The organism is Mycobacterium sp. ACS4331 (genome assembly GCF_001667265.1).
GTDB lineage: Bacteria > Actinomycetota > Actinomycetes > Mycobacteriales > Mycobacteriaceae > Mycobacterium.
Genome location: NZ_LZHW01000078.1, coordinates 73,839 through 100,370, shown reverse-complemented (window position 1 = coordinate 100,370; position 26,532 = coordinate 73,839). Strand labels below are relative to the sequence as shown.

Annotated in this window: 29 protein-coding genes; 16 read left to right on the top strand and 13 right to left on the bottom strand. The window is 67.4% G+C overall.

Annotated features, from left to right (window positions below; genetic code table 11):
* Position 1 precedes the first annotated feature (1 nt).
* On the bottom strand, positions 2-1,099 hold the full coding sequence (locus A5727_RS18910; protein WP_068253050.1) for a ferredoxin reductase: 1,098 nt from the start codon (positions 1,097-1,099) through the stop codon (positions 2-4).
* A 199-nt stretch (positions 1,100-1,298) separates the two neighbouring features.
* On the opposite strand from A5727_RS18910, the gene A5727_RS18905 reads away from it, so the two are divergent.
* Positions 1,299-2,255, top strand: coding sequence for a DUF1214 domain-containing protein (locus tag A5727_RS18905; protein ID WP_157521457.1), 957 nt, complete (start codon positions 1,299-1,301; stop codon positions 2,253-2,255).
* An 11-nt stretch (positions 2,256-2,266) separates the two neighbouring features.
* A complete protein-coding gene (locus tag A5727_RS18900; RefSeq protein ID WP_068253047.1) occupies positions 2,267-2,734 on the top strand; it encodes a hypothetical protein in 468 nt (155 codons plus the stop codon).
* Here A5727_RS18900 and A5727_RS18895 read toward each other — a convergent pair.
* Positions 2,728-3,657 carry an HpcH/HpaI aldolase/citrate lyase family protein gene (locus A5727_RS18895; RefSeq protein WP_157521456.1) on the bottom strand — a complete coding sequence of 310 codons (930 nt, stop codon included), beginning with the start codon at positions 3,655-3,657 and terminating at the stop codon, positions 2,728-2,730. The two genes, A5727_RS18900 and A5727_RS18895, sit on opposite strands and share 7 nt — an antisense overlap.
* 19 nt (positions 3,658-3,676) lie before the next feature.
* Positions 3,677-4,414, bottom strand: a complete 738-nt coding sequence (locus A5727_RS18890) for a dienelactone hydrolase family protein (protein WP_068253044.1) — start codon at positions 4,412-4,414, stop codon at positions 3,677-3,679.
* A gap of 82 nt (positions 4,415-4,496) precedes the next feature.
* Here A5727_RS18890 and A5727_RS18885 point away from each other — a divergent pair, with 82 nt between their 5' ends.
* Genes A5727_RS18885 through A5727_RS18870 form a run of 4 tightly spaced genes read left to right on the top strand, consistent with a single transcriptional unit; the run spans position 4,497 to position 7,881 of the window.
* Entirely contained in the window at positions 4,497-5,291 is a 795-nt protein-coding gene (locus tag A5727_RS18885; RefSeq protein ID WP_197507698.1) for a thymidylate synthase, read from the top strand.
* Positions 5,288-5,773: a dihydrofolate reductase gene (locus A5727_RS18880; RefSeq protein WP_068253037.1), complete on the top strand. Its 486-nt coding sequence runs from the start codon at positions 5,288-5,290 to the stop codon at positions 5,771-5,773. Before A5727_RS18885 ends, A5727_RS18880 begins: the two co-directional genes overlap by 4 nt.
* A complete protein-coding gene (locus A5727_RS18875; protein ID WP_068253034.1) occupies positions 5,773-6,981 on the top strand; it encodes a winged helix-turn-helix domain-containing protein in 1,209 nt (402 codons plus the stop codon). The genes A5727_RS18880 and A5727_RS18875 overlap by 1 nt, the downstream gene beginning before the upstream one ends.
* Positions 6,982-6,984: 3 nt before the next feature.
* A complete protein-coding gene (locus A5727_RS18870; RefSeq protein WP_068253032.1) occupies positions 6,985-7,881 on the top strand; it encodes a haloalkane dehalogenase in 897 nt (298 codons plus the stop codon).
* A gap of 3 nt (positions 7,882-7,884) precedes the next feature.
* Here A5727_RS18870 and A5727_RS18865 read toward each other — a convergent pair whose 3' ends face one another.
* Genes A5727_RS18865 through A5727_RS18855 form a run of 3 tightly spaced genes read right to left on the bottom strand, consistent with a single transcriptional unit; the run spans position 7,885 to position 9,262 of the window.
* Positions 7,885-8,322 (bottom strand): TA system VapC family ribonuclease toxin, encoded by a 438-nt coding sequence (locus tag A5727_RS18865; protein WP_068253029.1) that lies wholly within the window; start codon positions 8,320-8,322, stop codon positions 7,885-7,887.
* A complete protein-coding gene (locus tag A5727_RS18860; RefSeq protein ID WP_197507696.1) occupies positions 8,319-8,561 on the bottom strand; it encodes a type II toxin-antitoxin system VapB family antitoxin in 243 nt (80 codons plus the stop codon). Before A5727_RS18860 ends, A5727_RS18865 begins: the two co-directional genes overlap by 4 nt.
* 35 nt (positions 8,562-8,596) lie before the next feature.
* On the bottom strand, positions 8,597-9,262 hold the full coding sequence (locus A5727_RS18855; protein WP_082949893.1) for a DUF4304 domain-containing protein: 666 nt from the start codon (positions 9,260-9,262) through the stop codon (positions 8,597-8,599).
* Between the two features lie 124 nt (positions 9,263-9,386).
* Between A5727_RS18855 and A5727_RS18850 the strand changes: the two genes are divergently transcribed.
* Complete coding sequence (locus tag A5727_RS18850) at positions 9,387-9,869, top strand: MmpS family transport accessory protein (RefSeq protein ID WP_068253023.1); 483 nt, start codon at positions 9,387-9,389, stop codon at positions 9,867-9,869.
* On the top strand, positions 9,866-12,751 hold the full coding sequence (locus A5727_RS18845) for an MMPL/RND family transporter (protein ID WP_068253020.1): 2,886 nt from the start codon (positions 9,866-9,868) through the stop codon (positions 12,749-12,751). Before A5727_RS18850 ends, A5727_RS18845 begins: the two co-directional genes overlap by 4 nt.
* Positions 12,752-12,851: 100 nt before the next feature.
* Here A5727_RS18845 and A5727_RS18840 read toward each other — a convergent pair whose 3' ends face one another.
* Positions 12,852-13,439 carry a tRNA-specific adenosine deaminase gene (locus A5727_RS18840; protein ID WP_068253017.1) on the bottom strand — a complete coding sequence of 196 codons (588 nt, stop codon included), beginning with the start codon at positions 13,437-13,439 and terminating at the stop codon, positions 12,852-12,854.
* A gap of 84 nt (positions 13,440-13,523) precedes the next feature.
* Here A5727_RS18840 and thyX point away from each other — a divergent pair, with 84 nt between their 5' ends.
* The 3 genes from thyX to A5727_RS18825 are packed head-to-tail and all read left to right on the top strand — an operon-like array spanning position 13,524 to position 16,893.
* Positions 13,524-14,273, top strand: a complete 750-nt coding sequence (gene thyX / locus A5727_RS18835) for an FAD-dependent thymidylate synthase (protein WP_068253014.1) — start codon at positions 13,524-13,526, stop codon at positions 14,271-14,273.
* A gap of 34 nt (positions 14,274-14,307) precedes the next feature.
* Positions 14,308-15,210, top strand: coding sequence for a 4-hydroxy-tetrahydrodipicolinate synthase (gene dapA, locus A5727_RS18830; RefSeq protein ID WP_068253011.1), 903 nt, complete (start codon positions 14,308-14,310; stop codon positions 15,208-15,210).
* 6 nt (positions 15,211-15,216) lie between these two features.
* On the top strand, positions 15,217-16,893 hold the full coding sequence (locus A5727_RS18825; RefSeq protein ID WP_068253008.1) for a ribonuclease J: 1,677 nt from the start codon (positions 15,217-15,219) through the stop codon (positions 16,891-16,893).
* A 7-nt stretch (positions 16,894-16,900) separates the two neighbouring features.
* Here A5727_RS18825 and A5727_RS18820 read toward each other — a convergent pair whose 3' ends face one another.
* From A5727_RS18820 to A5727_RS18805, 4 genes are all read right to left on the bottom strand, one after another.
* Positions 16,901-17,635 carry a TMEM165/GDT1 family protein gene (locus A5727_RS18820; RefSeq protein WP_068253120.1) on the bottom strand — a complete coding sequence of 245 codons (735 nt, stop codon included), beginning with the start codon at positions 17,633-17,635 and terminating at the stop codon, positions 16,901-16,903.
* 299 nt (positions 17,636-17,934) lie between these two features.
* Complete coding sequence (locus tag A5727_RS18815) at positions 17,935-18,807, bottom strand: SAM-dependent methyltransferase (protein WP_068253005.1); 873 nt, start codon at positions 18,805-18,807, stop codon at positions 17,935-17,937.
* 9 nt (positions 18,808-18,816) lie between these two features.
* On the bottom strand, positions 18,817-19,647 hold the full coding sequence (locus A5727_RS18810) for a mycofactocin-coupled SDR family oxidoreductase (RefSeq protein WP_068253001.1): 831 nt from the start codon (positions 19,645-19,647) through the stop codon (positions 18,817-18,819).
* Position 19,648: 1 nt separating this feature from the next.
* The gene (locus A5727_RS18805; protein WP_068252998.1) at positions 19,649-19,963 is read right to left on the bottom strand and encodes a putative quinol monooxygenase; all 315 of its coding nucleotides are present in this window, start codon (positions 19,961-19,963) and stop codon (positions 19,649-19,651) included.
* Positions 19,964-19,979: 16 nt separating this feature from the next.
* On the opposite strand from A5727_RS18805, the gene A5727_RS18800 reads away from it, so the two are divergent.
* Positions 19,980-22,688: an FtsK/SpoIIIE family DNA translocase gene (locus A5727_RS18800; RefSeq protein WP_502687693.1), complete on the top strand. Its 2,709-nt coding sequence runs from the start codon at positions 19,980-19,982 to the stop codon at positions 22,686-22,688.
* A gap of 51 nt (positions 22,689-22,739) precedes the next feature.
* Here A5727_RS18800 and A5727_RS18795 read toward each other — a convergent pair whose 3' ends face one another.
* The gene (locus A5727_RS18795; RefSeq protein WP_068252992.1) at positions 22,740-23,252 is read right to left on the bottom strand and encodes an amino-acid N-acetyltransferase; all 513 of its coding nucleotides are present in this window, start codon (positions 23,250-23,252) and stop codon (positions 22,740-22,742) included.
* A gap of 54 nt (positions 23,253-23,306) precedes the next feature.
* Between A5727_RS18795 and pgsA the strand changes: the two genes are divergently transcribed.
* From pgsA to pspM, 4 genes are all read left to right on the top strand, one after another.
* Positions 23,307-23,915 (top strand): CDP-diacylglycerol--glycerol-3-phosphate 3-phosphatidyltransferase, encoded by a 609-nt coding sequence (gene pgsA / locus A5727_RS18790; protein ID WP_068253117.1) that lies wholly within the window; start codon positions 23,307-23,309, stop codon positions 23,913-23,915.
* An 82-nt stretch (positions 23,916-23,997) separates the two neighbouring features.
* Positions 23,998-24,324, top strand: a complete 327-nt coding sequence (gene clgR / locus A5727_RS18785) for a transcriptional regulator ClgR (RefSeq protein ID WP_068252988.1) — start codon at positions 23,998-24,000, stop codon at positions 24,322-24,324.
* A 115-nt stretch (positions 24,325-24,439) separates the two neighbouring features.
* A complete protein-coding gene (gene pspA / locus A5727_RS18780; protein ID WP_068252985.1) occupies positions 24,440-25,243 on the top strand; it encodes a phage shock protein PspA in 804 nt (267 codons plus the stop codon).
* Between the two features lie 16 nt (positions 25,244-25,259).
* Positions 25,260-26,081 carry a phage shock envelope stress response protein PspM gene (gene pspM, locus A5727_RS18775; protein ID WP_068252981.1) on the top strand — a complete coding sequence of 274 codons (822 nt, stop codon included), beginning with the start codon at positions 25,260-25,262 and terminating at the stop codon, positions 26,079-26,081.
* Between the two features lie 4 nt (positions 26,082-26,085).
* On the opposite strand, the gene A5727_RS18770 is transcribed toward pspM, so the two are convergent.
* Positions 26,086-26,526: a limonene-1,2-epoxide hydrolase family protein gene (locus A5727_RS18770; RefSeq protein WP_068252977.1), complete on the bottom strand. Its 441-nt coding sequence runs from the start codon at positions 26,524-26,526 to the stop codon at positions 26,086-26,088.
* Positions 26,527-26,532 lie beyond the last annotated feature (6 nt).

Here is a 26,532-nt window from a genome sequence, read left to right as displayed (position 1 = left end):
GTCACAGTTCGAATTCCACGTCACCTTCAGCAGCGTGAATGCAGATCCTCACGTCCTGACCGGTCGGCTCGGTGACCTCACCGGTACGAAGGTCTCGGACCTTCCCCGACTTCAACGTCCCCACACAGGTGTGGCAGATTCCGATTCGACAGCCGTACGCAAGGTTCAGGCCCGCCTGTTCACCGGCTTCCAAAATGGGTGTGCCGCCGTCGCTTTCCGCGGTCGTTTCGCTGTCGACGAAGGTGATCTGACCACCCTCGCCCTTGCCTGCGTCGCCGCCGATCTTCGGCTGGAACCGCTCATAGTGCAGCCGATCCGGGTCGCCGTTGTCCTGCCAGTGCGCGATCATCGCATCGAGCAGCTCGCTCGGGCCCGAACAGAAGGCTTCGCGTTCGCGCCAGTCCGGACACAACTCGTCCAGGTCGTCAGGGGAGAGTCGGCCACGTTCGGCGGTGAGGCGCAGATCCAGCCTCATGTGTTCGTGTCGGTGGTCGAGGTTTTCGAGTGTCGACAGGAACATCACCTGCTCGCGGGTGCGGGCGGAATGGAACACCACCACGTCGTCAAGCGCACCGCGGTGATCCAGACTGCGCAGCATGCTGATGATCGGCGTGATGCCGCTGCCAGCGCTGATGAACAGCATTTTGGCGGGCAGCGGCTCCGGCAGGGTGAAGACACCCTCGATTTCGCCGAGCCGCACGACCTCGCCGGGTTGGATCTTGTGCACCAGATACGGCGACACGACACCGCTGTCCACCTTCTTGGGCGTGACGCTGATCAGCCCGTCCTCGGGTTGCGGATCCGAGGTCAGCGAATAGGCGCGCCAGTGGTAGCGGCCGTCGATGATCAAGCCGAGCCGGACGTACTGGCCGGGCTTGTGTCCCGGCCACTCATACCCGGGCCGGATCAGTACGCTGGCCGCCTCCGACCCCTGCGGTTCGACCCGCTCGACCTTTCCGCGCAGCTCTTTGGTCGTCCACAGCGGGTTGATCATCTCGATGTAATCGTCGGGCCGCAGCGGACTGAACAGATGCCGCACCGCCCGCAGGAACAACCGACGACCGCGTGGGACGGGGGGTGTGGCACCTCGTTCTGCCATGTTCACTCCCTCCCCGCGACGCAGTGCGGGCCGCCTATGGACATCGCGGACCCGCATCCCGGTTACCGGGGGGTAACCCCCTTCGGGACGAGTTGAAACCTGTCGACGGGGGCAGGATCGGAGAATGTCGCGCTGACGTCGTCGGCGCGGCGGCTGAACCGGTGGCCCATCGCAGGACGGGCACATTAGGCTGACGCGCGTGACAAAAGAGGTCAACGTCGACAACTTCGTGGCGGCCGAAACGCACCGGATGTTCACCGACATTCAGCGTGACGCGGGCGGGATCAACACCTTTCATCACAACCGGGAACCGGCGCCGATCGAGAATCAACTGGTCATCCGATTGAATCGGGACACGTTGTACAGCTATGCCATCGCCGATCTGGCCGAGCCCGCCTGGTTGACGCTGCCGGAGGCGGGGGAGCGCTACCGCTCGGTCATGGTGGTCAGCGAGGACCATCTCATCAATGTCGTCCTGCATGATGCCGGGAGGCACCGCCTCACGCAGGAGGAGTGCGGGTCGCGGTATGTGCTCGTCGCAATCCGCACGCTGGTGGACCCGTCGAACCCCGAGGACATCGCCGCCGTCGGGCGCCTGCAGGACGCGACGGTGCTCGAACCCGGGTCGTCCGAGGCGTTCTCGTCGCCGGAGTACGACAAGGCCACCTTCGACACCACGCGCGAGGCGCTGCTGCGCCTGGCCGCCGGTCTGCCGGACTACCGACGTGCGTTCGGGCGCCGCGAGGACGTCGATCCGGTGCACCACCTGATCGGGTCGGCCGCGGCCTGGGGTGGGCTGCCGGCCTCGGAGGCGTTCTATCTGGGGGTCGACCCGGGACTGCCGCCGGGGGAGTACGAGATGACGTTCAAAGACGTTCCGGTGGACGCCTTCTGGTCGGTGTCGGTGTACAACGCCGAGGGCTTTTTCGAGCCCAACGCAGAAGGCCTGTTCTCGGTCAACAGCGTCACCGGTGCCAAGAACGACGACGGTTCAGTCACCGTCCGGTTCACCGCCGACCCCGGGGCCGTCACGGCGCCCAACCGCATCGTCACCCCGCAGGGCTGGAACTGCCTGATTCGGCTGTACCGACCGCGCGCGGAGATCCTCGACGGGGCGTGGGTGCCGCCGTCGCTGAATGTCGTCGAGTCGAACTAGAGAGGGCCACCATGCCGGGAATCGCTGAAATCGCACTGGGTGCCGCGCCGATCGCGGGCGGGGCGCTGCTCGGGTTGGCCGCGGGCAACTTCAAGGGCCCCGACCTGCGTGGTGCGATCAAAGCCGACATGGATCTGCTGGACCGCATTCCCGAGGAGCAGGTGGAGCGGCGCGCTGAGCTGCAGCGTGTGATCGATGCCCGCCTCGACGACATCGTCGCCGCGGTGGACCGCAATCGGGAGATCCGCGAACTCGCGACGTCCTACAGCGGCAACTGGCGTGACATCGTGGTGTTCGTCTGCACCGTTCTGTTCGCCATCGTGTGGTGGAACGTCAACCACGATCGGCAGAACTGGCTGGTGATGTTCATTCTGCTGATCCTGTTGTCGGTCGTCGCGGCGGTGTATGCGGCGCGCGGGATCTTCCGCGGGATCGCGACGTACATGCACTCTCGGCGCAGGGGCGGCGCTGCTCAGTAGTGGTAGGTGTCCGACGGCGCCGGAATGTGGATCGGGTCGTCGACATCGTCGAGTTGCGCCTCGATGCCGTACGCCCGGGCCAGCTTGAGGATCTTGTTGCCGCGCGCGATGCGGGGCAGATCTGAGCCGTTGCGGATCTCGCCGCCCTCCCGCTCGAACTCGGCGAAGAACTCCTTGGCCCAGGCGATCTCCTCCGCCGACGGCGACAGGCCCTCGTTGACGGTGCCGCACTGATCGGGTGTCAGGCAGAGTTTGCCGGTCATGCCGAACTCGGTCGACACCGCGGTGGCCTCTGACAGCTTCAGCGCGCTCGACCCGACGGTCGGCCCGTCGATGGGGCTGGGCAGGTGCGCGGCCGTCGACGCGATGGTGAACCGCGACCGCGCATACGCCAGGGTCATCGGGCTGTCGCCGAAGCCCGTGTCTCGGCGGAAGTCGCCGATGCCGAACGCCAGCCGGAACACACTCTTGGCCGAGGCGATCTCGGTGATGCGTTCCATCCCGCGCGCGGTCTCGACCAGCGCCACGATCGGCACACCGGGCAGTCGCTTCGCGGTCTCGGTCACGTGGTCGACCGACTCGACCATCGCCAGCATGACGCCGCCGACCGAGGTCGAGGCCAGCGCGGCCAGATCGTCGGCCCACCATGCGGTGCCGAAGCCGTTGACGCGGACCCAGTCGGTGTGGCCCTCCGCGAGCCACCGCACCACGTTGTCCCTGGCCTTGAGTTTGTCCTTCGGGGCCACGGCGTCCTCGATGTCCAGGACGACGATGTCGGCCTTGGAGCGCGCGGCGACGGCGAACTTGTCGTACTTCGCGCCGTTGACCAGGAGCCAACTGCGCGCCAGCACCGGGTCGACCCGATATCCGTATTCGCCGCCGGAATCCGCCTCGTTGAACGCCTGGTCATACACGGCGTTCATGTTCCCGCACGGGGTGCTGTCAGGACAAATGCGCCCCGAAGACGTCCTTCATCGCGGTCCAGTGCCTCTTCGCCGCGGCGGCGTCGTACGGCGCGTTGTCCGGGACGGCGAAGCCGTGGCCGGCGGGATAGATCTCGACCGTGTGCTCGACGCCCGCCGCCGTCAGGGCCTGCTCCAACGTCTCGGCGTTCTCGGTGGTGAACGACCCGTCGTTCTCCGCCCCGCCGACGTACACCGCGGCCTTGATCTTGTCGGCCAGCAGATGCGGGCTGGTCGGATCGTCGGTGACCAGGCCGCCGCCGTGGAAGGACATGGCCGCGGCCACCCGGTCGGGTACTCGGCCCGCCACGATCAGCGACGTGCGTCCGCCCATGCAGTACCCGGTGGTGCCGAACGTCGTGCCGCTGACCTCGGGCCGGGCCGCAAGGTAGTCGAGGAAGGCGTTCGCGTCGGCGGCCATGATCTCCGGGGTGATCGTGGAGATCATGGCGAACAGGCGCCTGCGTTCCCCGGCGTCAGCGAAGACCGTGGCCATCTCGAACGGTTCCCAGCCGGGGCTGCGGTAGTACACGTCGGGCACCAGGACGGCGTAGCCGTACTCGGCGAGCTGCGTCGCCATCTGGGTGAACGTGTCGCGGGCGCCGCCGGCGTCCGGGTACATCACCACGCCCGGCCAGGGGCCGTCGCCCTCGGGGGTGGCCAGCGTGACGGTGCAGGTTCCGTCGGGTGTGGTGATGGTGTCGGTGATCGTCGGCATGTCCTCCGTTCTACTCCGCGTGTGCGCCGCCTCACCCCCCGGTCCCGGCACGTAAGCTGACCTCGTGCAGACCGCTGCGTCGATTCCCACCCCGTACGAGGATCTGTTGCGTGAGGTGCTCCGCTCCGGGACCCCGAAGTCCGACCGCACCGGAACCGGCACCCGCAGTCTCTTCGGCCACCAGATGCGGTTCGACCTCTCGGCGGGATTCCCGCTCATCACCACCAAGAAGGTGCACCTGAAGTCGGTCGTCTACGAGTTGCTGTGGTTTCTGCGGGGCGATTCCAACGTGCGCTGGCTGCAGGAGCACGGCGTCACCATCTGGGACGAGTGGGCCTCTCCGACAGGCGAACTCGGTCCCGTCTACGGCGTGCAGTGGCGATCCTGGCCCACTCCGTCGGGCGAGCACATCGATCAGATCAGTGCCGCACTGCAGTTGCTGAAGTCCGACCCGGACTCGCGCCGCAACATCGTCTCGGCGTGGAACGTCGGTGAGATTCCGCAGATGGCGCTCCCGCCGTGCCACGCGTTCTTCCAGTTCTACGTCGCCGATGGGCGCCTGTCCTGCCAGTTGTATCAGCGCAGCGCCGACCTCTTCCTCGGCGTCCCCTTCAACATCGCCTCCTATGCGCTGCTGACCCACATGATGGCGGCCCAGGCCGGCCTCGACGTCGGCGAGTTCATCTGGACCGGGGGAGACTGCCACATCTACGACAACCACGTCGAGCAGGTCACCGAGCAGTTGTCCCGGGACGCCCGCCCCTATCCGGAACTCGTTCTTGCCCAACGTGATTCGCTGTTCGACTACACCTACGACGACGTCACCGTCAAGGGGTATGACCCGCATCCGGCGATCAAGGCGCCCGTCGCGGTATGACGGCCCCGTCGCTGAGTCTGATCTGGGCACAGTCCACCTCGGGCGTCATCGGCCGTGACAACGGCATCCCGTGGCGCCTGCCCGAGGATCAGGCCCGGTTCAAGGAGCTGACCATGGGCCACACCGTCGTCATGGGGCGGCTGACCTGGGAGTCGCTTCCGGCGAAGGTGCGTCCGCTGCCGGGCCGCAGAAATGTCGTAGTCACCAGGCAGGCTGACTACATGGCTGATGGTGCAGATGTGGTGACGTCCCTGCGGGACGCCCCGTTGGACGACGCGTGGGTGATCGGCGGCGCGCAGATCTATGCGGCCGCACTGCCGCTCGCGAACCGCTGTGAGGTCACCGAGATCGAGGTCGACCTGCGCCGCGAGGACGACGACGCGGTGGCCCCGGTGCTCGATGAGACGTGGCGGGGCACGGCGGGCGACTGGCTGACCAGTTCGTCGGGCCTGCGGTACCGGTTCCTGTCCTACGTGCGCTGATGGCTCGGCTCACCCTGGCCCAGGCGCGCCGCGTCGCGCTGGCCGCCCAGGGTTTCCACGAGGCACCGCCCGCAGGTGCGGTGACCCGCGCCCACCTGCGGCGGCTGATCTCCCGAATCCAGGTTCTGCAGCTGGACTCGGTGTCGGTCGCGGTGCGGGCGCACTACGCGCCGGTGTTCAGTCGCCTCGGTCCCTACGACCGCGATCTGCTGGACCGCGCGGCCTGGAGCCACACCGCGCGCTCGCCGCGCCTGCTGGTGGAGTACTGGGCGCACGAGGCGGCCCTGATGGCCGTCGACGACTGGCCGCTGCTGCGGTGGCGCATGCGGGAGTACACACACGGCCGGTGGGGTCGCGAGATCGTGCGCCGCAATCCGCGTCTGGCCGAGGACATCGTCGCGGCGGTGGCCGAACTCGGCCCGTCGACCGCGGGGCAGATCGAGGCGCACCTGGAGGCCGAACCGCGTGGCCGTAAGGGACCGTGGTGGGACCGAAGTGAGACCAAGTGGGTGGCCGAGGCGCTGTGGTCGGCCGGCGTGTTGACCACCGCGACCCGGGTGGGGTTCGCGCGCCACTACGACCTGACCGAGCGGGTGCTGCCGGCCGAGGTGCTCGCGCGTGAGGTCGACGACGAGCAGGCGATCCGGGAACTGGTGCTGCGCGCCGCGTCGTCACTGGGCGTGGGCACCGAGGCGGACCTGCGCGACTACTTTCGGCTCGGCGCCGCCCAGGTCAAGCCCGCGCTGACCGATCTGGTGGCCGCCGGGGAACTCGAGGCCGTCGACCTGGACGGCGCCCCGGCCTACCTGCGGGCAGGACAGAAGATCCCCCGCGTCGACCGCGGCACGGCGCTGCTGTGCCCGTTCGACCCGCTGATCTTCTTCCGGCCGCGGGTCGAGCGGCTGTTCGGCTTCCACTACCGCATCGAGATCTACACCCCGGCGGCCAAACGGCAGTACGGGTATTACGTGTGGCCGTTCCTGCTCGATGGGCAGCTGGTGGGCCGCGTCGACCTCAAGGCCGACCGCGCCGGCGACACCCTGCAGGTCCTCGGGGCCTTCACCGAGGACGGCCAGGACCGCGTGCGGGTGGCAGAGGCGTTGGCGCCGCACCTGCGCAGCATGGCCGACTGGCTGGGGCTGGGCGACGTCGCGATCGGTGATCGTGGGGATTTGGTGGTGCCGCTGCGCGCCGCTTTGGTTGACTGAGCCATGGATGTTCTGCGCACCCCCGACGAGCGCTTCGAGGACCTGCCCGACTACCCGTTCGCACCCCATTACGTCGATGTCGACGGCGTGCGGATGCACTACCTCGACGAGGGTCCGGCCGACGCCGAGGTGGTGCTGCTGCTGCACGGCGAGCCGTCCTGGAGCTACCTGTACCGGACGATGATCCCGGTGCTGACCGCCGCCGGATTGCGAGCGGCGGCAATCGATCTCGTCGGCTTCGGCCGCAGCGACAAACCCGCGCGTCGCGAGGACTACACGTACGCGGCGCACGTCGACTGGACCTGGGCGGCCATCGAGGCCATCGGCTTGGCCGACATCACCCTGGTCTGCCAGGACTGGGGTGGTCTCATCGGGCTGCGCCTCGTGGGCGAGCACCCGGACCGCTTCGCCCGCGTGGTGGCCGCCAACACCATGCTGCCCACCGGTGACCACCACCCCGGAGACGCCTTCCTGGCGTGGCAGCAGTTCAGCCAGCAGACCCCGGACTTCCCGGTCGGGAAGATCGTCGCCGGTGGTTGCGTCACCACCCTGAGTCCCGAGGTCATCGCGGCCTATGACGCGCCGTTCCCCGACGACTCGTTCAAGGCGGGTGCGCGGCAGTTCCCGCTGCTGGTTCCCGTCACGCCCGACGATCCGGCCGCGGAGGCGAACCGGGCCGCCTGGGAGGTGCTCGCCAGGTTCGAGCGACCGTTCCTGTGCGCGTTCTCCGACTCCGACGCCATCACGCGGGGTGCGGATGCGGTGCTGCGCAAGCTGATTCCCGGTGCCGCCGGGCAGCCTCAGATCACGATCGAAGGCGGCGGCCACTTTCTGCAGGAGGACAAGGGCGTCGAATTGGCGGGTGTCGTGGTCGACTTCATCACCGCCAACCCGAGGTGAGTGTCAGACGACGAGGGGATTGCGTACTGCAACCGTGTGGGCGAATCTGCTGAAATCGCGGTCGGCAGACCACAACTCGCGTACGCCATGTGTGGCGCACAGCGCGGCGATTCGCGCGTCGTGGACGAGGGGGCCCACCACCCGTCCTGCGGTGAGCAGGTGCCGCAGAGTATCCCAGTGTTCACCGGTCTCGGCGAGGAGCACGACGGAGGGGGAACCGAGCCAGGCGTCGATCTGTGTCACGGCCTGGTCGACGGTGCTGGGCGGATCGAAGATCTTCGGGTGGGTGCAGATGGCGAAGAACTCGTGCAGACATGGCCACGGAATGGCCCAGGGTGCCCGCCCTTCCGCCAGCTCTTTCACCGATCGGCTTGCCGCGGAATGGAACTCCGCGTCACGGCGGTGCGCGTAGACCAGAAGATTGGTGTCGACGGCGATCATGCCTGCGAGTCGTAGACGGCGTCGCGGATCTGCGCCCAGGACGCTCCCCGAAACTCCGGTTGCATGCCACGTCCGTCGACGGAGGCGTCCGGCAACTCGAAGGCGGAGGTCGCGGAGCGTTGTTTGACCACGGCGCGCAGACCGGTCTCGATCAGTTCGCGCAGCGTCGTGTGATCCCGTCGCGCGAGCGCCTGGGCCTGCCTGACCAGTTCGTCGGGCAATGTGACGGTGGTCTTCATGCGGTCAACCATAACAGTCCTGCCGTACTGCCGTACTAGTCTGACCAGGAGAAATGCTCACACGGCTCGTCAAGGATGCCCAACCGCACCAGGTTGGCGCCGCGCCGCCCGGCGGCAACGACGAGCTGACTGTTGAAGATCTCCCAGCGGTCCTGGTGGCCGAACTGCGTGCGCAGTGAGTCGATGTACGCCGACAGCATGTCGATGTCGTCGTTCGCCGCGAGATAGCTGCACACCGGTTGCATGCGATGCAGCTTGTTGTGGGCGACGGCCCACTGCACCAACTCAGCCGTGGTGGTGAAACCCTCGACCGAGGTCAGCACCCGACGAAGGTCGTCGCACAACTCAGTGGCGAACGCGGGCATATCGGTTCCTGCGTCGAACGTGACTTCGTCGGGCACGTCTGGCACCACGTTCTCCCAGCGGCGATCGAAGATGCTCAGAGGTGCGGTGAACACGCCCAGTTCGCGCTGCGCATCCTCGATCTCGGTGGAGCCGACACCGACGTTGACGAAGAACCCGTAGTGCGGCGTAGCTCGATTCCATTTACTGGGCTGAAAATTAATCGAGTCCCACAGCGGCGCGCGACTTCTGCGAAACGTGTACCCGGCCTTGCTGAAACCCTCTGCCTTCAGGAACTTTCGAACGTCGTGGGACAGCAACTCCTCCATCTTCCAGCGCAGAAACTTCCCTTGGTACATGTCGTCCCCCTGCTCGGTCCCGTTGATGCCGGCGACCATAGGGGCCGTGACGACTTCCCTCCAGTCACCCTGCGGCGGGCTGTGGATGGCGTGTGCGAGTGACCCGTGAGTTCGGAAATCACGCATGCATCACGAGTCGTGGGGCGGTAGCGTACGTTTCATCGGCGGGTTCTCGGTTCGCGGTCTTCTGCGGCGACGGTGGATGGTCATCGTCGCGATTGTTGTTGTCGCGGTGGTGGGGTTCAGCATCCATCGTCTGCACGGGATCTTCGGGTCCGACAATCAGGTGTCCAGACCCGGCGCAGACGCGCTGGAGAACACCGGCTACAACCCCAAACACGTCCTGTTCGAGGTGATCGGCACCCCCGGATCCGTGGCGACCATCAATTGGCTGGACGAGAACGCTCAACCTCAGCGCGTCGACGACGTGCCGCTGCCGTGGTCGCACCTGGTGACCACCGACGAACCGACGATGTTCGCCGACCTGCGGGCACAGGGTGACGCGGATGTCCTGACCTGCCGGATCACCGTCAACGGCGTGGTGAAGGACGAGAGGTCCACCCACAACGTGAACGGGTACATCTCCTGCATGGACAAGACCGCATGAGTGCCAACGACGTTGACGGTTCGCGTGCCGCGCGGATCATTCGCCGACTCGCGGTGCCGATCCTGCTCCTGTGGCTCGCGGTCGCCGTGATCTCCAACATCATCTCGCCCCAACTCGAGGTGGTCGGGGCGGCGCGGTCGGTGTCGCTGAACGCCGCGGACTCTCCGTCCATCCAGGCGATGAGGCACATCGGCCAGGTCTTCAAGGAGTTCGACTCCGACAGCGCGGCGATGATCGTCCTCGAGGGCGATCAGCCGTTGGGCGACGAAGCGCACAGGTACTACGACGTCCTGGTCAAGAGGCTGGCCGAGGACACCGAGCATGTGGAGCACATCCAGGACTTCTGGGGCGACCCACTGACCGCGGGCGGATCGCAGAGCAGGGACGGTAAGGCCGCCCTGGTGCAGGTGTACCTGGCCGGCAATCAGGGTGAGGCGCTGTCGAACCAGTCCGTCGACGCCATTCGCGACATCGTCGAAAGCGTGCCCGCTCCGCCCGGAGTCACGGCTCATGTCACCGGCGCCGCGCCGCTGATCACCGACAATTTCGAGGTCGGCAGCGCGGGCACCGAGAAGGTCACGGCCATCACCTTTCTGGTCATCGCCGTGATGCTGCTGGTGGTCTACCGCTCGATCAGCACGACGCTGATCATGCTGTTCACCGTCCTGGTGGAGCTGGCCGCGGCCCGTGGCGTCGTCTCCACCCTGGCGCACTGGGGCGTCATCGGGTTGTCGACGTATGCGACGAACCTGCTGACCCTGCTGGCGATCGCCGCGGGAACCGACTACGCGATCTTCATCGTCGGGCGCTACCACGAGGCGCGCAGCAAGGGGATGGACCGAATATCGGCCTACCACGACATGTTCCGCGGCACCGTGCACGTCATCGTCGGTTCGGGGCTGACCATCGCCGGGGCGGTGGCCTGCCTGGTCTTCACCCGCCTGCCGTACTTCCAGACGCTGGGCATCCCGGCGGCCCTGGGCGTGCTGGTGACGCTGGCGGCGGCCTTGACGCTCGGGCCCGCGGTCCTGTTGATCGCCACCCGATTCGGACTGCTGGAGCCCAAACGCACGGTGCGGACTCGCGGTTGGCGGCGCATCGGCACGTCCATCGTCCGCTGGCCCGGTCCCATCCTCGCCGTCTCGTGTGGCATCGCCGCCGTCGGCCTGCTCGCGCTGCCCGGCTACAAGGTGAGCTACGACGGGCGCCCGTACCTGCCCGATTCGGCGCCCGCAAAAGTCGGCTACGCCGCCGCCGAACGCCACTTCTCCGAGGCCAGGCTCAACCCCGAACTGCTGATGATCGAGGCTGACCACGACCTGCGGAACCCCGCGGACATGCTGACGCTGGAGCGCGTCGCCAAGAGCGTTCTGCACACTCCCGGCATCTCCCTGGTCCAGTCCATCACCCGGCCGCTGGGGACGCCGATCAGTCACAGCTCCATCCCGTTTCAGATCAGCGCGCAGAGCGCCAGCCAGATCATGAACCTGGGCTATCAGCAGCAGCGCGGTGCGGATCTGATGAAGCAGGCGACGGAGATCACCAACACCATCGACATCCTCAGGCAGCAGCTGACCCTGCAGCAGGCCAGTGCGGCGGCCACCCATGAACAGACCGAGGCGTTCCACGACACCGTCACGATCGTCAACGACCTGCGTGACAAGATCGCGAACTTCGACGATCAGTTCCGCCCTCTGCGCAACTACTTCTATTGGGAGCCACACTGTTTCGACATCCCGATGTGCGCCGCCGCGCGGTCACTGTTCGATGCCCTCGACGGCATCAGCCAGTTGAGCGAACAGTTCAGCAGCATCACCGCCAGCCTCGACAAGCTCGACGCGCTGCAACCGCGACTTCTGGCGCTGCTGCCGCCGCAGATCGCGATACAGGAACGCAACCGTGACCTCACGTTGTCGAACTACGCCACCACCACCGGCATCAACACCCAGGCCGAGGAGGCGCTGAAGAACTCCACGGCCATGGGGCAGGCCTTCGACGCCGCCAAGAACGACGACACCTTCTACCTGCCGCCGGAGGCGTTCGACAACCCCGACTTCAAACGCGGCCTCAAGCTGTTCCTGTCCCCGGATGGCCACGCGGCCCGGATGATCATCACGCATTCCGGCAAACCCGCCAGCACGGAGGGGATTTCGCACATCGATGCCATCAAGGACTCGGCATTCGACGCGATCAAGGCCACCCCGCTCTCGGACGCGAAGATCTACGTCGCCGGAACCGCGGCGACGTACAAGGACATTCAGGACGGGTCCCGCTACGACCTGCTGATCGCCGCGCTCGCCGCGATGTCACTGATTCTGCTGATCATGATGTTCATCACGCGCAGCCTGGTGGCCGCCGTCGTGATCGTCGGGACCGTCGCGATCTCGCTGGGTGCGTCATTCGGCCTGTCGGTTCTGGTGTGGCAGTACATCTTCGGCATCCAGCTGTATTGGATCGTGTTGGCGCTGGCGGTGATCCTGCTGCTGGCCGTCGGTGCCGACTACAACCTGCTGCTGATCTCCCGGTTCAAGGAGGAGATCGGAGCCGGCCTGAACACGGGGATCATCCGGGCGATGGCCGGCACCGGACGAGTCGTCACCGCGGCCGGTCTGGTGTTCGCCGCCACCATGTCGTCGTTCATCTTCAGCGATCTGGTGGTGCTCGGCCAGATCGGCACCACCATCGGACTGGGCCTGCTGTTCGACACCCTGATCGTGCGCTCGTTCATGACCCCGTCGATCGCGGCCATGATGGGCCGCTGGTTCTGGTGGCCGCTGACCGTGCGACCCCGCCCCGCCAGTCGCATGCTGCGCCCGTTCGGGTCCCGCAACGCCGTTCGCGCGCTGCTCGGGGTGGGGGAGACGCGGCGCGAGGAGTCCTGAGCTCGCAGCACGCGCTCGAATGTGCGGAATTGCAGGTGAGAACGCGATTCTGCATGCAATTCGGCACATATCTGGCCGCGCATCACTGCAGGTCCACGCATCACGCCAACGGGATGTCGTTGTCGCCCTTGTTCTCCTGATACCTCGATGACAGGGCGTCGTAGCGTTCGCGAATGCGCTGCTCCTGCGCCCGCAGACGGCTGCGGTGCGGTTCCGCCTCGGCCTCGACCAGGTCGGCTATCGAATAGGCGGTCCAGAACGCGTTGCTGCGCCGATATCCCCCGGGCTCGAGGCCGAAGAGCTCCTTGAGGATCACCAGGTCGTGCGGGATCGCGAAGGCGTCGCGGGAGTCCTCATGACTGAAGAGGTAGTGGTAGTTGTCGAATCCGGCCCAGGTGATCGCCGACATGCACATGGTGCACGGCTCGTGGGTGGAGATGAACACCAGCTCGGCGGTCGACGGGCGGTCGGGGAGCTCGTAGAACTGCTTGAGGGTGTGCACCTCGCCATGCCACAGCGGGTTGGCGGTTTCGGCGTTGGTCCCCGCGATCACCAGGGACAGATCAGACTTGCGCAGCAGCGCCGCACCGAACACCTTGTTGCCCTGCGTCACACCGGATTCGGTCAGCGCGAGGATGTCGTCCTCGATCACGTCGAGCAGTCGCGACGGCGGAGCGGGTGCGGCCATGGGCAACCCTAACGCGGGAGGTTGACCCGAGCCCGCCGAGAGTCGTGGCCGAGCCTCCCGAAATCCGCACGATAGGCTTCCCGGGTGGCCGAGACCGCCCCGCTGCGTGTGCAGCTGATCGCCAAGTCGGAGTTCACCGCACCCGAGGACGTGCCGTGGAGCACCGACGCCGAGGGCGGTGCGGCGCTCGTCGAGTTCGCCGGCCGGGCCTGCTACCAGAGCTGGGACAAGCCCAACCCACGCACCGCGACCAACGCCGCCTACCTCAAGCACATCATCGACGTCGGGCATTTCTCGGTCCTCGAACACGCGACGGTGAGCTTCTACATCACCGGTGTTTCGCGGTCCTGCACGCATGAACTGATCCGGCACCGGCACTTCTCCTACTCGCAGCTGTCCCAGCGGTATGTGCCCGAGCACGATTCGCAGGTGGTGCTGCCGCCGGGAATCGAGGGTGACCCCGAACTCGAGGAACTGTTCCTGACGGCCACCGACGCCGCGCGCAGCGCCTACACCGAACTGCTGACGCGGCTGAACCAGAAGCTGGCCGGTGACGAGGGCACCGTGCGCCGCAAACAGGCACGCCAGGCCGCCCGCGCGGTCCTGCCGAACGCGACCGAGACCCGGATCGTGGTCACGGGCAACTACCGGGCATGGCGCCACTTCATCGCGATGCGCGCCAGTGAGCAGGCCGATGTCGAGATCCGCCGCCTGGCCGTGGAGTGCCTGCGCCAGTTGGTCGCCGTGGCACCGCAGGCCTTCGGCGACTTCGACATCTACACCCTGCCCGACGGCACCGAAGTGGCCACCAGCCCGCTGGCCACCGAGGCCTGAAAGCGATTTTGACCCGCACGGTAACCTTTAGGCCGTGAGCACCAGCGGATTCGACGCCCCAGCACGACTGGGCACCGTATTGACTGCGATGGTGACGCCGTTCGACTCGGACGGCGCCCTGGATACGGCCACCGCAAAGAAGCTCGCCGTACACCTCGTGGATTCCGGTTGCGACGGCCTTGTCATCTCGGGCACCACCGGCGAATCGCCGACCACCAGCGACGACGAGAAGATCGAACTGCTCTCGGCGGTGCTCGACGCGGTCGGTGACCGGGCCCGCATCATCGCCGGCGCCGGCTCCTACGACACCGCCCACAGCGTGCATCTGGCCAAGCGCAGCGCCGCGGCGGGGGCACACGGTCTGCTGGTCGTCACGCCGTACTACTCGCGTCCCCCGCAGGCTGGACTGGTGGCGCACTTCACCGCCGTCGCCGACGCGACCGACCTGCCCAACGTGCTCTACGACATCCCGCCCCGCTCGGTGGTGCCGATCGAGTGGGACACCCTGCGCACGCTGTCGGCCCACCCCAACATCGTCGCGGTCAAGGACGCCAAGGGCGACCTGCACGGGGGTGCTCAGATCATGGCCGACACCGGTCTGACCTACTACTCGGGCGATGATGCGCTCAACCTGCCCTGGCTGGCCATGGGCGCGGTCGGCTTCATCAGCGTCTGGGGCCATGTGGCCGGCGGTCAGCTGCGAGAGATGTTGTCGGCCTTCACCTCCGGTGACATCGCCACCGCGCGCAAGATCAGTGTCGCGCTGGGTCCGCTGAACGGCGCGCAGACCCGGCTCGGCGGGGTGACACTGTCCAAGACCGGGCTCCGGCTGCAGGGTGTCGAGACCGGGGAACCCCGGTTGCCGCAGGTGCCTGCGACGCCGGAACAGATCGAGGCGTTGGCCGCCGACATGCGGGCCGCCGGCGTGCTTCGGTAGGCCCGGATGGACACCGACCTCACACCGCCGGGGCCCTTGGCTCCGGGCGGACTGCGGGTGACGGCACTGGGCGGCATCGGCGAGATCGGCCGGAACATGACAGTGTTCGAGCACCTCGGTCGCCTGCTCGTCATCGACTGCGGCGTGCTCTTCCCGACGCACGACGAACCCGGCGTCGACCTGATCCTGCCCGATCTGCGGCACATCGAGGACCGCCTCGACGACATCGAAGCCCTGGTCCTGACCCACGCGCATGAGGATCACATCGGCGCGATCCCGTTCCTGCTCAAACTGCGTCCCGACATCCCCGTCGTCGGGTCGAAGTTCACCCTGGCACTGGTGGCCGCCAAATGCCGCGAACACCGGATCAAGCCGGTGTTCGTCGAGGTCAAAGAGGGGCAGCGCAGCACCCACGGGGTGTTCGAATGCCAGTACTTCGCGGTCAACCACTCGATCCCCGACGCGCTGGCGATCGCTGTGCACACCGGCGCGGGCACGGTCCTGCACACCGGGGACATCAAGCTCGACCAGCTGCCGCTGGACGGCCGGCCCACCGACCTGCCCGGCATGTCGCGTCTCGGCGACGCCGGGGTGGACCTGTTCCTGTGCGACTCGACCAATGCCGAGCATCCCGGGGTCGGACCGTCGGAGAGTGAGATCGGGCCGACACTGCACCGCCTGATCCGAGGTGCCGACGGTCGCGTCATCGTCGCGTGCTTCGCCTCGAACGTCGACCGCGTGCAGCAGATCATCGACGCCGCGGTGGCCCTGGGCCGCAAGGTGTCGTTCGTCGGGCGCTCGATGGTGCGCAACATGGGCATCGCCCGCGAACTCGGATTCCTCTCGGTCGCCGACGACGACGTCATCGACATCGGTGCGGCCGAGATGCTGCCGGCAGATCGCGTGGTGCTGGTCACCACGGGGACCCAGGGTGAGCCGATGGCCGCGCTGTCGCGGATGTCACGCGGTGAGCACCGCAGCATCACCCTGACCGCCGGCGACCTGATCATCCTGTCGTCCTCGCTGATCCCCGGCAACGAGGAGGCCGTCTACGGGGTGATCGACGCGCTGGCCAAGATCGGCGCGCGCGTGGTCACCAATGCGCAGGCGCGCGTGCACGTCTCGGGGCACGCGTACGCCGGTGAACTGCTGTTCCTCTACAACGGGGTGCGGCCCCGCAACGTGATGCCCGTGCACGGCACCTGGCGCCATCTGCGGGCCAACGCCAAGCTCGCCGTCAGCACGGGCGTGCCGGAGGAGAACATCGTGCTGGCCGAGAACGGCGTGAGCGTGGACCTGGTCAGCGGTGTGGCCTCGATCGCCGGTGCGGTGCCCGTGGGCAAGATGTTCGTCGATGGGCTGATCACCGGGGACGTCGGCGATGCGACGCTGGGGGAGCGGCTGATCCTGTCGTCGGGATTCGTCGCGGTGACCGTGGTGTTGCACCGCGGCACGGGCAAGCCCGCGGCTCCCGTGCATCTGCATTCACGGGGCTTCTCCGAGGACCCCAAGGCGCTGGAACCCGCCGCGCTCAAGGTCGAGGCCGAACTGGAGAACCTGGCCGCCGAGAGCGTGACCGATCCGGTGCGCATCGCGCAGGCCGTGCGTCGTGCCGTCGGCAAGTGGGTGGGGGAGACCTACCGGCGTCAACCGATGATCGTCCCCACCGTCCTCGAGATCTGAGGCGGGCTCAGCCGCGCTGCGTCGCCGCCGACTCGTCGGCGTCGAACTCCTCGGGTTCGGCGGGCGCACGCAGCACCGCCGGGCGAAGCCGCTCCGGCAGCGCCCACAACGCGCCGGCGACGATCGCCAGCACCGCCACCGCGCCCGCCCCGACCGCGACCACGGGCCACGCCGAGAAGACGTTCTCCAGCACCATGTAGGCGCCGAACAGCAGGAACAGCGCGCTGGCGACGATCTGGATGAGGCGTTCGGGCAGGTGTCTGCCCGCCACCGCGCCGACGAGGATGGCCAGTGCGTCGGCGGCGACCATGCCCAGAGTGGACCCGATCCACACCGCCAACCAGTTCCGGTCGGCGGCCAGGGTGACCGTGGCGAGCATGGTCTTGTCGCCCAGCTCAGCCAGCACGAACGCCGAGGTGACCACGAAGAACGCCGGCGCCGTCGCCTTCTGCGCCCGACTGGCCTCCTCATCGCTGAGGCTGTCGCCGCGCAGTGTCCACATGCCGAAGAAGATGAACATGATTCCGGCGAGCAGGCCCAGCAGGTGTGTCGGCAGGGCCGCGCCGAGGTAATGGCCGATCGCCACGGAGAGCAGGTGGACCGCGACTGTGGCCGCGGTGATCGCCGACAGCACCACCCACCAGCGGTAACGCAGCGCGAACATCATCGCCACCAACTGGGTCTTGTCGCCCAGTTCGGCGATGAAGATGACGGCGAAACTCAGCAGCAGCGCAGACAACACCACGTCGACTCCTTCGTGGCTGCCAGGGGGGACACAGAATGCCTCCGGCCGGCAACCGATACGGTTCTACGGCCGAAGGTCTCGCCCACCGGATCGACTCCGGTTCCGGCGACCGGGCCGCGGAAACGCTGCGGCCAGTGTGTCGATTCACCGAATTGGGGGCTACTCCCCTTCGCTTCGGCAAGGCTACCTTCACCTCGGGGGAGGTGCAACTCGCGTGTGTCGAAAAGGCCGCTATGACAACAAGTTTGGGCTATCGGTTGAAAAAGTTTGGGCGTTCGAACAACTTCTGACGGCCACTAGGCGAGTGTCGCGTGTGCCGTCCACTCGATCGCGGAGGCGGCCAGTGTCCGGCCCGCGGGACGGATGTAGGTGTCCCGGAAATAGCTCGGGCCTGCCTGCTCGACGAGTGTCCAGCCGTGCTCGGCGAGCTGCTCGTGCAGTCGCTCGGGGTCGAAACCGCTGTGCCACAACGGTTTGTCGCCACAGAACCTCCGATGGACGGCCTCGGCGCCGTAGCGGTTGGTGCCGTCGATGAAATCCTGTCGGATGTAGGTGAAGATCAGCTGGCTGCCCCGGGCGGCGCCCCGCAGCCCGTCGAGGGTCGCCCGGACCGCCTGCGGTGACAGGTACTGCGTCACGCCCTCCCAGACGAAGAACGTGCGAAGCGCGGGGTCGTAGCCGTGTGTGCGCAGCGTCTCCAGCAGGTCGTCCCGCTCGAAGTCCGCCGGCACCAGACGCACCGAATCGGGCACCTGCCCCAGCGCACGGGTCACCACGGCGGCCTTGCGCTCGACGTTGATCGGCTGGTCCACCTCGAAGACGGGCATGCCGCTGTGTCGCGCGATCCGGTAGGCCCTGGTGTCCAGGCCCGCCCCCAGGATCACCACGGTGTCGAACTCGTGCAGGGGGTCGCTGAGGCGCTCGTCGATCAGCCTCTTGCGGCACGCGATGCTGGCCCACAGGCCCGGGCCGGAGCGCTCGGAGGACTTCACGAACGCGCTGCGCAGCGGCGACCACCGCGTCGCGGTGACCAGCGCTCGCAGCGCCGCGGGCAGGAAGGCGGCCGCCAGGTCGTCGTCGACGAGGCGGTGCTGGGCTGGTTCGTTGTGTTCGACGGCGGCGAGCACCATGGGCCCGAGGGCGGTCTGGGCGGCGGCGTTGCGGGCCATGGCGTTCTGCTATCGCTTGTTGACGTATCCAGCGTCGACCGGAAGCGCGACGCCCGTGACATAGCGTCCGGTGTCGGCCACGAGCCAGAACACCGCGTTGGCGATGTCCTCGGGTTCCAGCGTATGCACGGGCAGCGCGTTGCCCATGTCGGGGCCGCCCTGCGACTCCTGTGCCATGCCTTCGAGCCAGGACCGGGTGAAGTCGTTGTCGATCATCGGTGTGTTCACCCCGGCGGGATGCACGGAATTCACTCGGATGCTGTATGGCGCAAGGAAGTTCGCGTAGACCCGCATCAGTCCGACGATGCCGTGCTTGGCCGCGGCGTAGCCGACTGATCCGGCGATCGGCGAGCCCAGGCCCACCAGGCCGGCGACCGAACTGGTCAGCACGATGGACCCGCCGTTGCCGAACTTGATCATCGGCTTCATCGCGACGTCCACCGTGTTGTAGACGCCGGTCAGGTTGACGTCGATGACGTCCTGCCACGCGTCCTCGCCGGCCATCGGCGCGATACCGGCGTTGGCGACCACGATGTCGAGGCGGTCGCCCAGTTCGGCGGTGCCCGTGCGCAGCGCTGACTTCAGCGCGTCGCGGTCCCGGACGTCGGCCTCGACCGCGACGATGCGGGCGCCGGTCTCCTCGACGAGCTTGACGGTGGCCGCCAGGTCGTCGGGAGTGGCCAGCGGGTAGGGGACCGAGTCGATCTGAGCGCACAGGTCGACAGCGATGATGTCGGCCCCCTCGGACGCCAGTTTGACCGCGTGGGCACGCCCCTGCCCGCGCGCGGCGCCCGTGATGAAGGCGACCGTGCCCTTGAGGGCGTCTCCTGGTCCGCTCATCTCAGGGCCGCAGTTGGCCCTTGGCCGGATCGCCGGCCACCACCGGGGCCAGCATCTTGATGTCGGGAGCGCCGTCGAGGTGCTCACCGACGGCGCCGAACAGCTTGCCGATCGCGGGGGCGGTGCTGTGGGTCTTGAGGGCCTCCTCGTCGGCCCACTGCTCGATGAACACGAACGTGCCGTTGGCCTCGTGCAGGGAGTAGAGCTGGCACCCGGGCTCGGAGTGCACCTCCTCGATCGCCGCGGTGCAGGCGGCCCGCACCGTGTCGATGGATTCGGGCTTGGCGGTCATGGTGGCAACGACGACTACTGGCATGTGGTGCTGCTCCTCGATGGAACCGACGTGTGACGCCCTTCACCCTAGTGGGACGCAGATAACGAACAGGTCTCGGCGGGGTCGCGTGACCAGTGTGGCGGATGGTGCAGATGGTGTCTATGCGATTAGGCTGGCCCGCATGGCTAGTAAGACCGTCGCCCGATCCGGCGCCAAAACGAGCAGGTCAGGCGCCACGTCGCGGACCAGCTCGAAGTCGGGCCCCAAACCCAAGCGGCCCGCGCCGCCCCGAAAGAAGGCTCCGGCCCGCCGGCCGAGGAATCAGCCTTCTCCGGTGGCGGCTGCGGGGGTCGCCGTCGGGCGCGCCTCGCGCGCGACATGGCTGATGCTGGCGCGCGGCGCGGGCAGCACCGCGCGCTCGGTCGGCCGGGCCCGCGACATCGATCCCGGACACCGGCGCGACGGCATCGCGTTGGCGCTGCTCGGGGTCGCGGTCGTGATCGCCGCCAGTTCGTGGTTCGAGGCCGCGGGCCCCGTCGGTGCCTGGATCGACGGCGCACTGCGGACCCTGGTCGGGTCGGCGGTGGTGGTGCTGCCGCTGCTCATCGGCGGCATCGCCGTCGTGCTGATGCGTACCGCGCCGAACCCCGAGGTGCGGCCCCGCCTGATCCTGGGCGCCGCGATGATCGGGCTGCCGGTGTTGGGCCTGTGGCATCTGTGGGCGGGTTCGCCTGCGGCGCCGGGTGCCCGCCAGGAGGCGGCGGGCTTCGTCGGGTTCGCCATCGGGGGCCCGCTGTCGGAGGGTCTGACGCCCTGGATCGCGGCGCCGCTGCTGTTCATGGGGGCGGTGTTCGGGATTCTGCTGTTGACCGGCACCACAATCCGTGACGTGCCCGCGACGCTGCACCACATGTTCAGCACGAAGCTGGGCCGCTACGAGGACGACCGCTACGACGACGAGTACGACGACTACGACGAGTACGACGAGTCCGCCGACGACGATGTTCAGGACTTCTCCGACGGCTACTACGACGACCCGGTGGCCTATGCGGGTGACGAACCGCAGTCGTGGCCCGGTGGGACACCGCAGGAGAACTATCCGCTGGACGAGGCGGCGCTCACCGACGCACCGACCGTCCCCGAACCGGTTGTGGCACCCCGTCCGCGAAAGCGCAAGGCGCCCAAGGAGGATGCCGACACGCGGGAGCTCAAGGACACCAAGGTGCTCGACAGGACCCTCGACCGCGTCGTCGAGGGCCCCTACACGCTGCCGTCACTCGACCTGCTGGTCGCGGGGGATCCGCCCAAGCTGCGAAGTGCCGCCAACGAGGCGATGGAGAACGCGATCACCTCGGTGCTGCAGCAGTTCAAGGTCGACGCGGCCGTGACCGGATGCACGCGCGGACCGACGGTCACGCGCTACGAGGTGGAGCTCGGGCCCGGTGTGAAGGTCGAGAAGATCACCGCGCTGCACCGCAACATCGCCTATGCGGTGGCCACCGAGAGCGTCCGCATGCTCGCGCCGATCCCCGGCAAGTCCGCCGTGGGCATCGAGGTGCCCAACACCGACCGCGAGATGGTGCGCCTGGCCGACGTGCTCACCGCACCGTCCACGCGTCGTGACCATCACCCGTTGGTGATCGGGCTGGGCAAGGACATCGAGGGCGACTTCATCTCGGCCAACCTCGCCAAGATGCCGCACCTGCTGGTCGCCGGTTCGACGGGTTCGGGTAAGTCCAGCTTCGTCAACTCCATGCTGGTGTCGCTGCTGGCGCGCGCCACCCCGGAGGAGGTCAGGATGATCCTGATCGACCCGAAGATGGTGGAACTCACGCCCTACGAAGGCATTCCGCACCTGATCACGCCGATCATCACCGAACCCAAGAAGGCCGCCGCCGCGTTGGCCTGGCTGGTCGAGGAGATGGAACAGCGCTATCAGGACATGCAGGCCTCGCGGGTGCGGCACATCGACGTGTTCAACGAAAAGGTGCGGTCGGGTGAGATCTCCGCGCCGCTGGGCAGCCAGCGGGTGTACAAGCCGTACCCGTACATCCTGGCCATCGTCGACGAGCTCGCCGACCTGATGATGACCGCACCCCGCGACGTCGAAGAGGCCATCGTCCGGATCACCCAGAAGGCGCGTGCCGCCGGCATCCACCTGGTGCTGGCCACGCAGCGCCCGTCGGTGGACGTCGTCACGGGCCTGATCAAGACCAACGTGCCGTCCCGGTTGGCGTTCGCGACGTCCTCGCTGACCGACAGCCGCGTGATCCTGGACCAGCCCGGTGCCGAGAAGCTGATCGGTATGGGCGACGGGCTGTTTCTGCCGATGGGCGCCAACAAGCCGATTCGTCTGCAGGGCGCGTTCATCACCGACGAGGAGATCCACGCCGTCGTCAGCGCCACCAAGGAACAGGCCGAGCCCGAGTACACCGAGGGCGTCACGGCGGTCAAGGCCGGCGAGCGCAAGGATGTCGACCCCGACATCGGCGACGACATGGACGTTCTGCTGCAGGCCGTCGAACTGGTGGTGTCCTCGCAGTTCGGCTCGACCTCGATGCTGCAGCGCAAGCTGCGGGTCGGTTTCGCCAAGGCCGGCCGCCTGATGGATCTCATGGAGACCCGTGGGATCGTCGGTCCGTCGGAGGGCTCGAAGGCGCGCGAGGTGCTGGTCAAGCCGGACGAGCTGGCGGGCACGCTGGCCCTGATCCGCGGCGGGTCCGACGCCAACGGGGACGACGCCGACGACGACGACGCGCCGTTCTGACCCTGGTTCGCAGCCCGCGAGCGACCACACCGGTCGCTCGCGGAGCGCGGTCTACAGGATCAGCAGCATCCGCGTGTTGCCCAGGATGTTGGGTTTGACGTAGCTCAGGTCCAGAAACTCCGCCACGCCGATGTCATAGGACCGGCACATCTCCTCGTACACCTCGGCCGTCACGGGTGTGCCCTCGATCTCCCGGAATCCGTGCCGGCCGAAGAACTCAGTCTCGAAGGTGAGCACGAACAGGCGCTGCAGCTGCAGTTCGCGGGCCACCTCGAGCAGCTTCTGGACCACGGCGTGTCCGGCCCCGCGCCCCTTGACCCTGGGGTCGACCGCGACGGTGCGGACCTCGCCGAGATCCGACCACATCACGTGCAGCGCACCGCACCCGACCACCTCGCCGTCGAGTTCGGCGACCCAGAACTCCTGAACCGATTCGTAGAGCGTGACCAGGTTCTTCTCAAGCAGGATCTTGCCCGCGTAGGTGTCGACGAGACGCTTGATGGCGGGCACATCGGAGGTCCGGGCACGGCGCACAATCGGTGAGATGGTCTGGGGGTCGCTCACGGGTGGACAGTATCGGTTGCCGATCGCGAGGACGCCACCGGATATTCTGTGGCGGTGACGGGGCAACCAGAGACTCAGCCTGCGGCCCCGGGCCCCTCGATCGCCAACGTTGCGAACCTGCTCACCGCGTTCAGGCTGGTCCTCGTTCCGGTGTTCCTGTTGGTCCTCTTCGTCGGTGACGGCCATGAGTTCGGCAGCCGGATCGTGGCATTCGTGATCTTTGCCGTGGCCGTGATCACAGATCGGCTGGACGGGCAGATCGCCCGCAAGTACGACATCGTCACCGAATTCGGCAAGCTGGCCGACCCGATCGCCGACAAACTGCTGATCGGCTCGGCGCTGATCGGGCTGTCCATGCTGGGGGATCTGCCCTGGTGGGTCACGGTGGTCGTGCTCTGTCGCGAGGTGGGCATCACGGTCCTGCGGTTCGCCGTTCTGCGCCGCGGGGTCATCCCGGCCAGTCGCGGCGGCAAGCTCAAGACCCTGGTCCAGGCCGTCGCCATCGGTCTGTTCATTCTGCCGCTGCACGCCTGGCCGTCGGTGTGGCTGACCACGGCCTGGGTGGTGATGTGGGCCGCGATCGTGCTGACGATCGTCACCGGCATCGACTACCTGCTGTCTGCGATGCGAGATTTTCGAACGGTTCCCCGGGAACCAAACTGAACGCCTCCGGCGTTGTCATCACAAGGTCCACCCATGGCCGGTCCATGGCGAGGTCCGCTCCCCAAAAGCTGAAGGAGACACGATGACGCTTCTGCTGCGCGAGGTGGTCGGCGATGTGCTGCGTCGGGCCCGCACCTCCCAGGGACGCACCCTGCGTGAGGTCTCCGACTCGGCGCGGGTCAGCCTCGGCTACCTGTCCGAGGTCGAACGCGGCCGGAAAGAGGCCTCCAGCGAGCTGCTCAACGCGATCTGCACGGCGCTGGACGTGCCGTTGTCCGAGGTGCTGTCGGACGCCGGCGAGCACATGGCGCGCCATGAGCGGTCCGCGATGTCGACGGCTGGGCCCACGCGGATCGACGCCGGCACCAAGGTCGTGATCCCACCGGTCGTCTCCATGGCGGTCGCCTGAGCCGTGTCCTTGGCCCGATTTGGGTCCGAGAGTGTGGTGAACTGCGCTGACCCGATAAATTGGTCAACGCAGGGTGAGTCCGGCAGACACCGACAACGTTAGGCGGCATGTACTCATGGCCAATCCGTTCGTTAAGGCGTGGCGCTACCTGATGGCGCTGTTCAACTCGAAGATCGATGAGCACGCCGATCCCAAGGTGCAGATTCAGCAGGCCATCGAGGAGGCCCAGCGGCAGCACCAGGCGTTGTCGCAGCAGGCCGCGCAGGTGATCGGTAACCAGCGCCAACTCGAGATGCGCCTGAACCGGCAGCTGGCCGACATCGAGAAGCTCCAGGCCAATGTGCGCCAGGCGATCACGCTGGCCGATCAGGCGGTCGCCGCCGGCGACGCCGCCAAGGCCACCGAGTACAACAACGCCGCCGAGGCGTTCGCGGCCCAACTGGTGACCGCTGAGCAGAGCGTCGAAGACCTCAAGTCCCTGCACGACCAGGCGCTGCAGGCCGCGGGGCAGGCCAAGAAGGCCGTCGAGCAGAACGCGATGGTGCTGCAGCAGAAGATCGCCGAGCGCACCAAGCTGCTGTCCCAGCTCGAGCAGGCCAAGATGCAGGAACAGGTCAGCGCCTCGCTGCGGTCGATGACCGAGATCGCGGCGCCGGGCAACACGCCCAGCCTCGACGAGGTGCGCGACAAGATCGAGCGCCGGTACGCCAACGCGATGGGCGAGGCCGAACTGGCGCAGAACTCGGTGCAGGGCCGCATGATGGAGGTTCAGCAGGCCAGTGTGCAGATGGCCGGGCACTCGCGGTTGGAGCAGATCCGCGCCTCGATGCGGGGTGACTCGCTGACCGCTGGGTCCGCGGACGCCACCCCGGCGGCGCCGTCGGTGGAGCCCAGCGCCGAAAAGCCGCTCAGTCAATAGACCAGGAGACGTCTCGATGGCAGCCAAGCCCTTCGCCAAGCAGTGGAGCGCGGTTCTGCAGCGTGGGCTTGACGGTGTCAGCGAAGCCGCTGACGTCGTCGCCCACAAGCTGAGCGTGGCCGCAGACCCACGGGCTCGGCTGCTGCGTAAACGCAAGTGGGCGTTGCGGATCGGCCTGCTCTTCGGGTTCGGCACCGCGTTCTTCGCGTTGGTCACCGCCCTGCTGGCGACCTGGAACACGCCGGTGTGGGCGCTGCTGATCACGGGCCTGATCGCGGCGGGTGCGGCCTTCCCGATGACACTGGCGTTCCTGCGCTACCGCTGGCTGCGCGCGACGCCGCTTCCGGCGCAGCGGCCGGCGGCCACGCGTCGCCTGCCCCCGCATGGTTCGGCGGCCCGGCCGGCGATGTACGCCCTCGGCGCCTCCGAGCGTGGGCTGTTCTCACTGCTCGGCGTGATGGAGCGCAATCGCCTGCTGCCCGCCGACGAGATCGCCGACCTCACGGCCGCGGCGAACCAGACCGCGACCGCGATGGCGGCGACCGCGTCCGAGGTGGTGTCGATGGAACGCGCGGTCACCACCAACGCCTCGTCGCGTCAGTACCTCGTGCCGACCATCAACGCCTACACCTCACAGTTGGGCAACGGTGTGCGGCAGTACAACGAGATGGTCACCGCCGCAGCGCAACTGGTGTCGTCGGCCAGCGGCGGCCAGGACGCCGCCGCCCAGTGGCCGCAGTCCCGGCGCGACTACCGCGGTGAATTGACCGCCGCGACCGACAAGCTGCTCGGCTGGGCGCAGGCCTTCGACGAGCTGGGTCAACTGCGCCGCGCCTGACGCCTCAGAAGTGCGGGCGCAGTGCGGGCAGCACGGCTCCCAGCAGTCCGCGCACCACGCCCTTGGCGATGGCGAACAGGTCGAAGTAGTCGCGCCACAGCGTGATTCGGCCGTCACGCACCTCGAACACCCCGCACACCCAGAACTGCATCCGGACGCGGCCGACTGAGAGCGCGTCGGTGCGCTCGTTGAGCACCGAACCGCCCTCGGCCACGCTGCGGTGGAACTTGACGTCGAACCCGAAGCTGTCGCGTTCCATGCCCTTGAAGACCTTCATGGTGCGGGCGCGCCCGCGAATGGTCGGGAAGCCCACGTTCTGGTAGATCACGTCGTCGTCGAGCAGGCTGCCCGCGGTGTCGAGGTCCTTGTCGCGCAGCGCGAAGAGGAACTTCTCCACGACTGCGACATCAGTGTCAGTGCTGAGTTCGATGCTCTGCTCCGTCATGCGGTC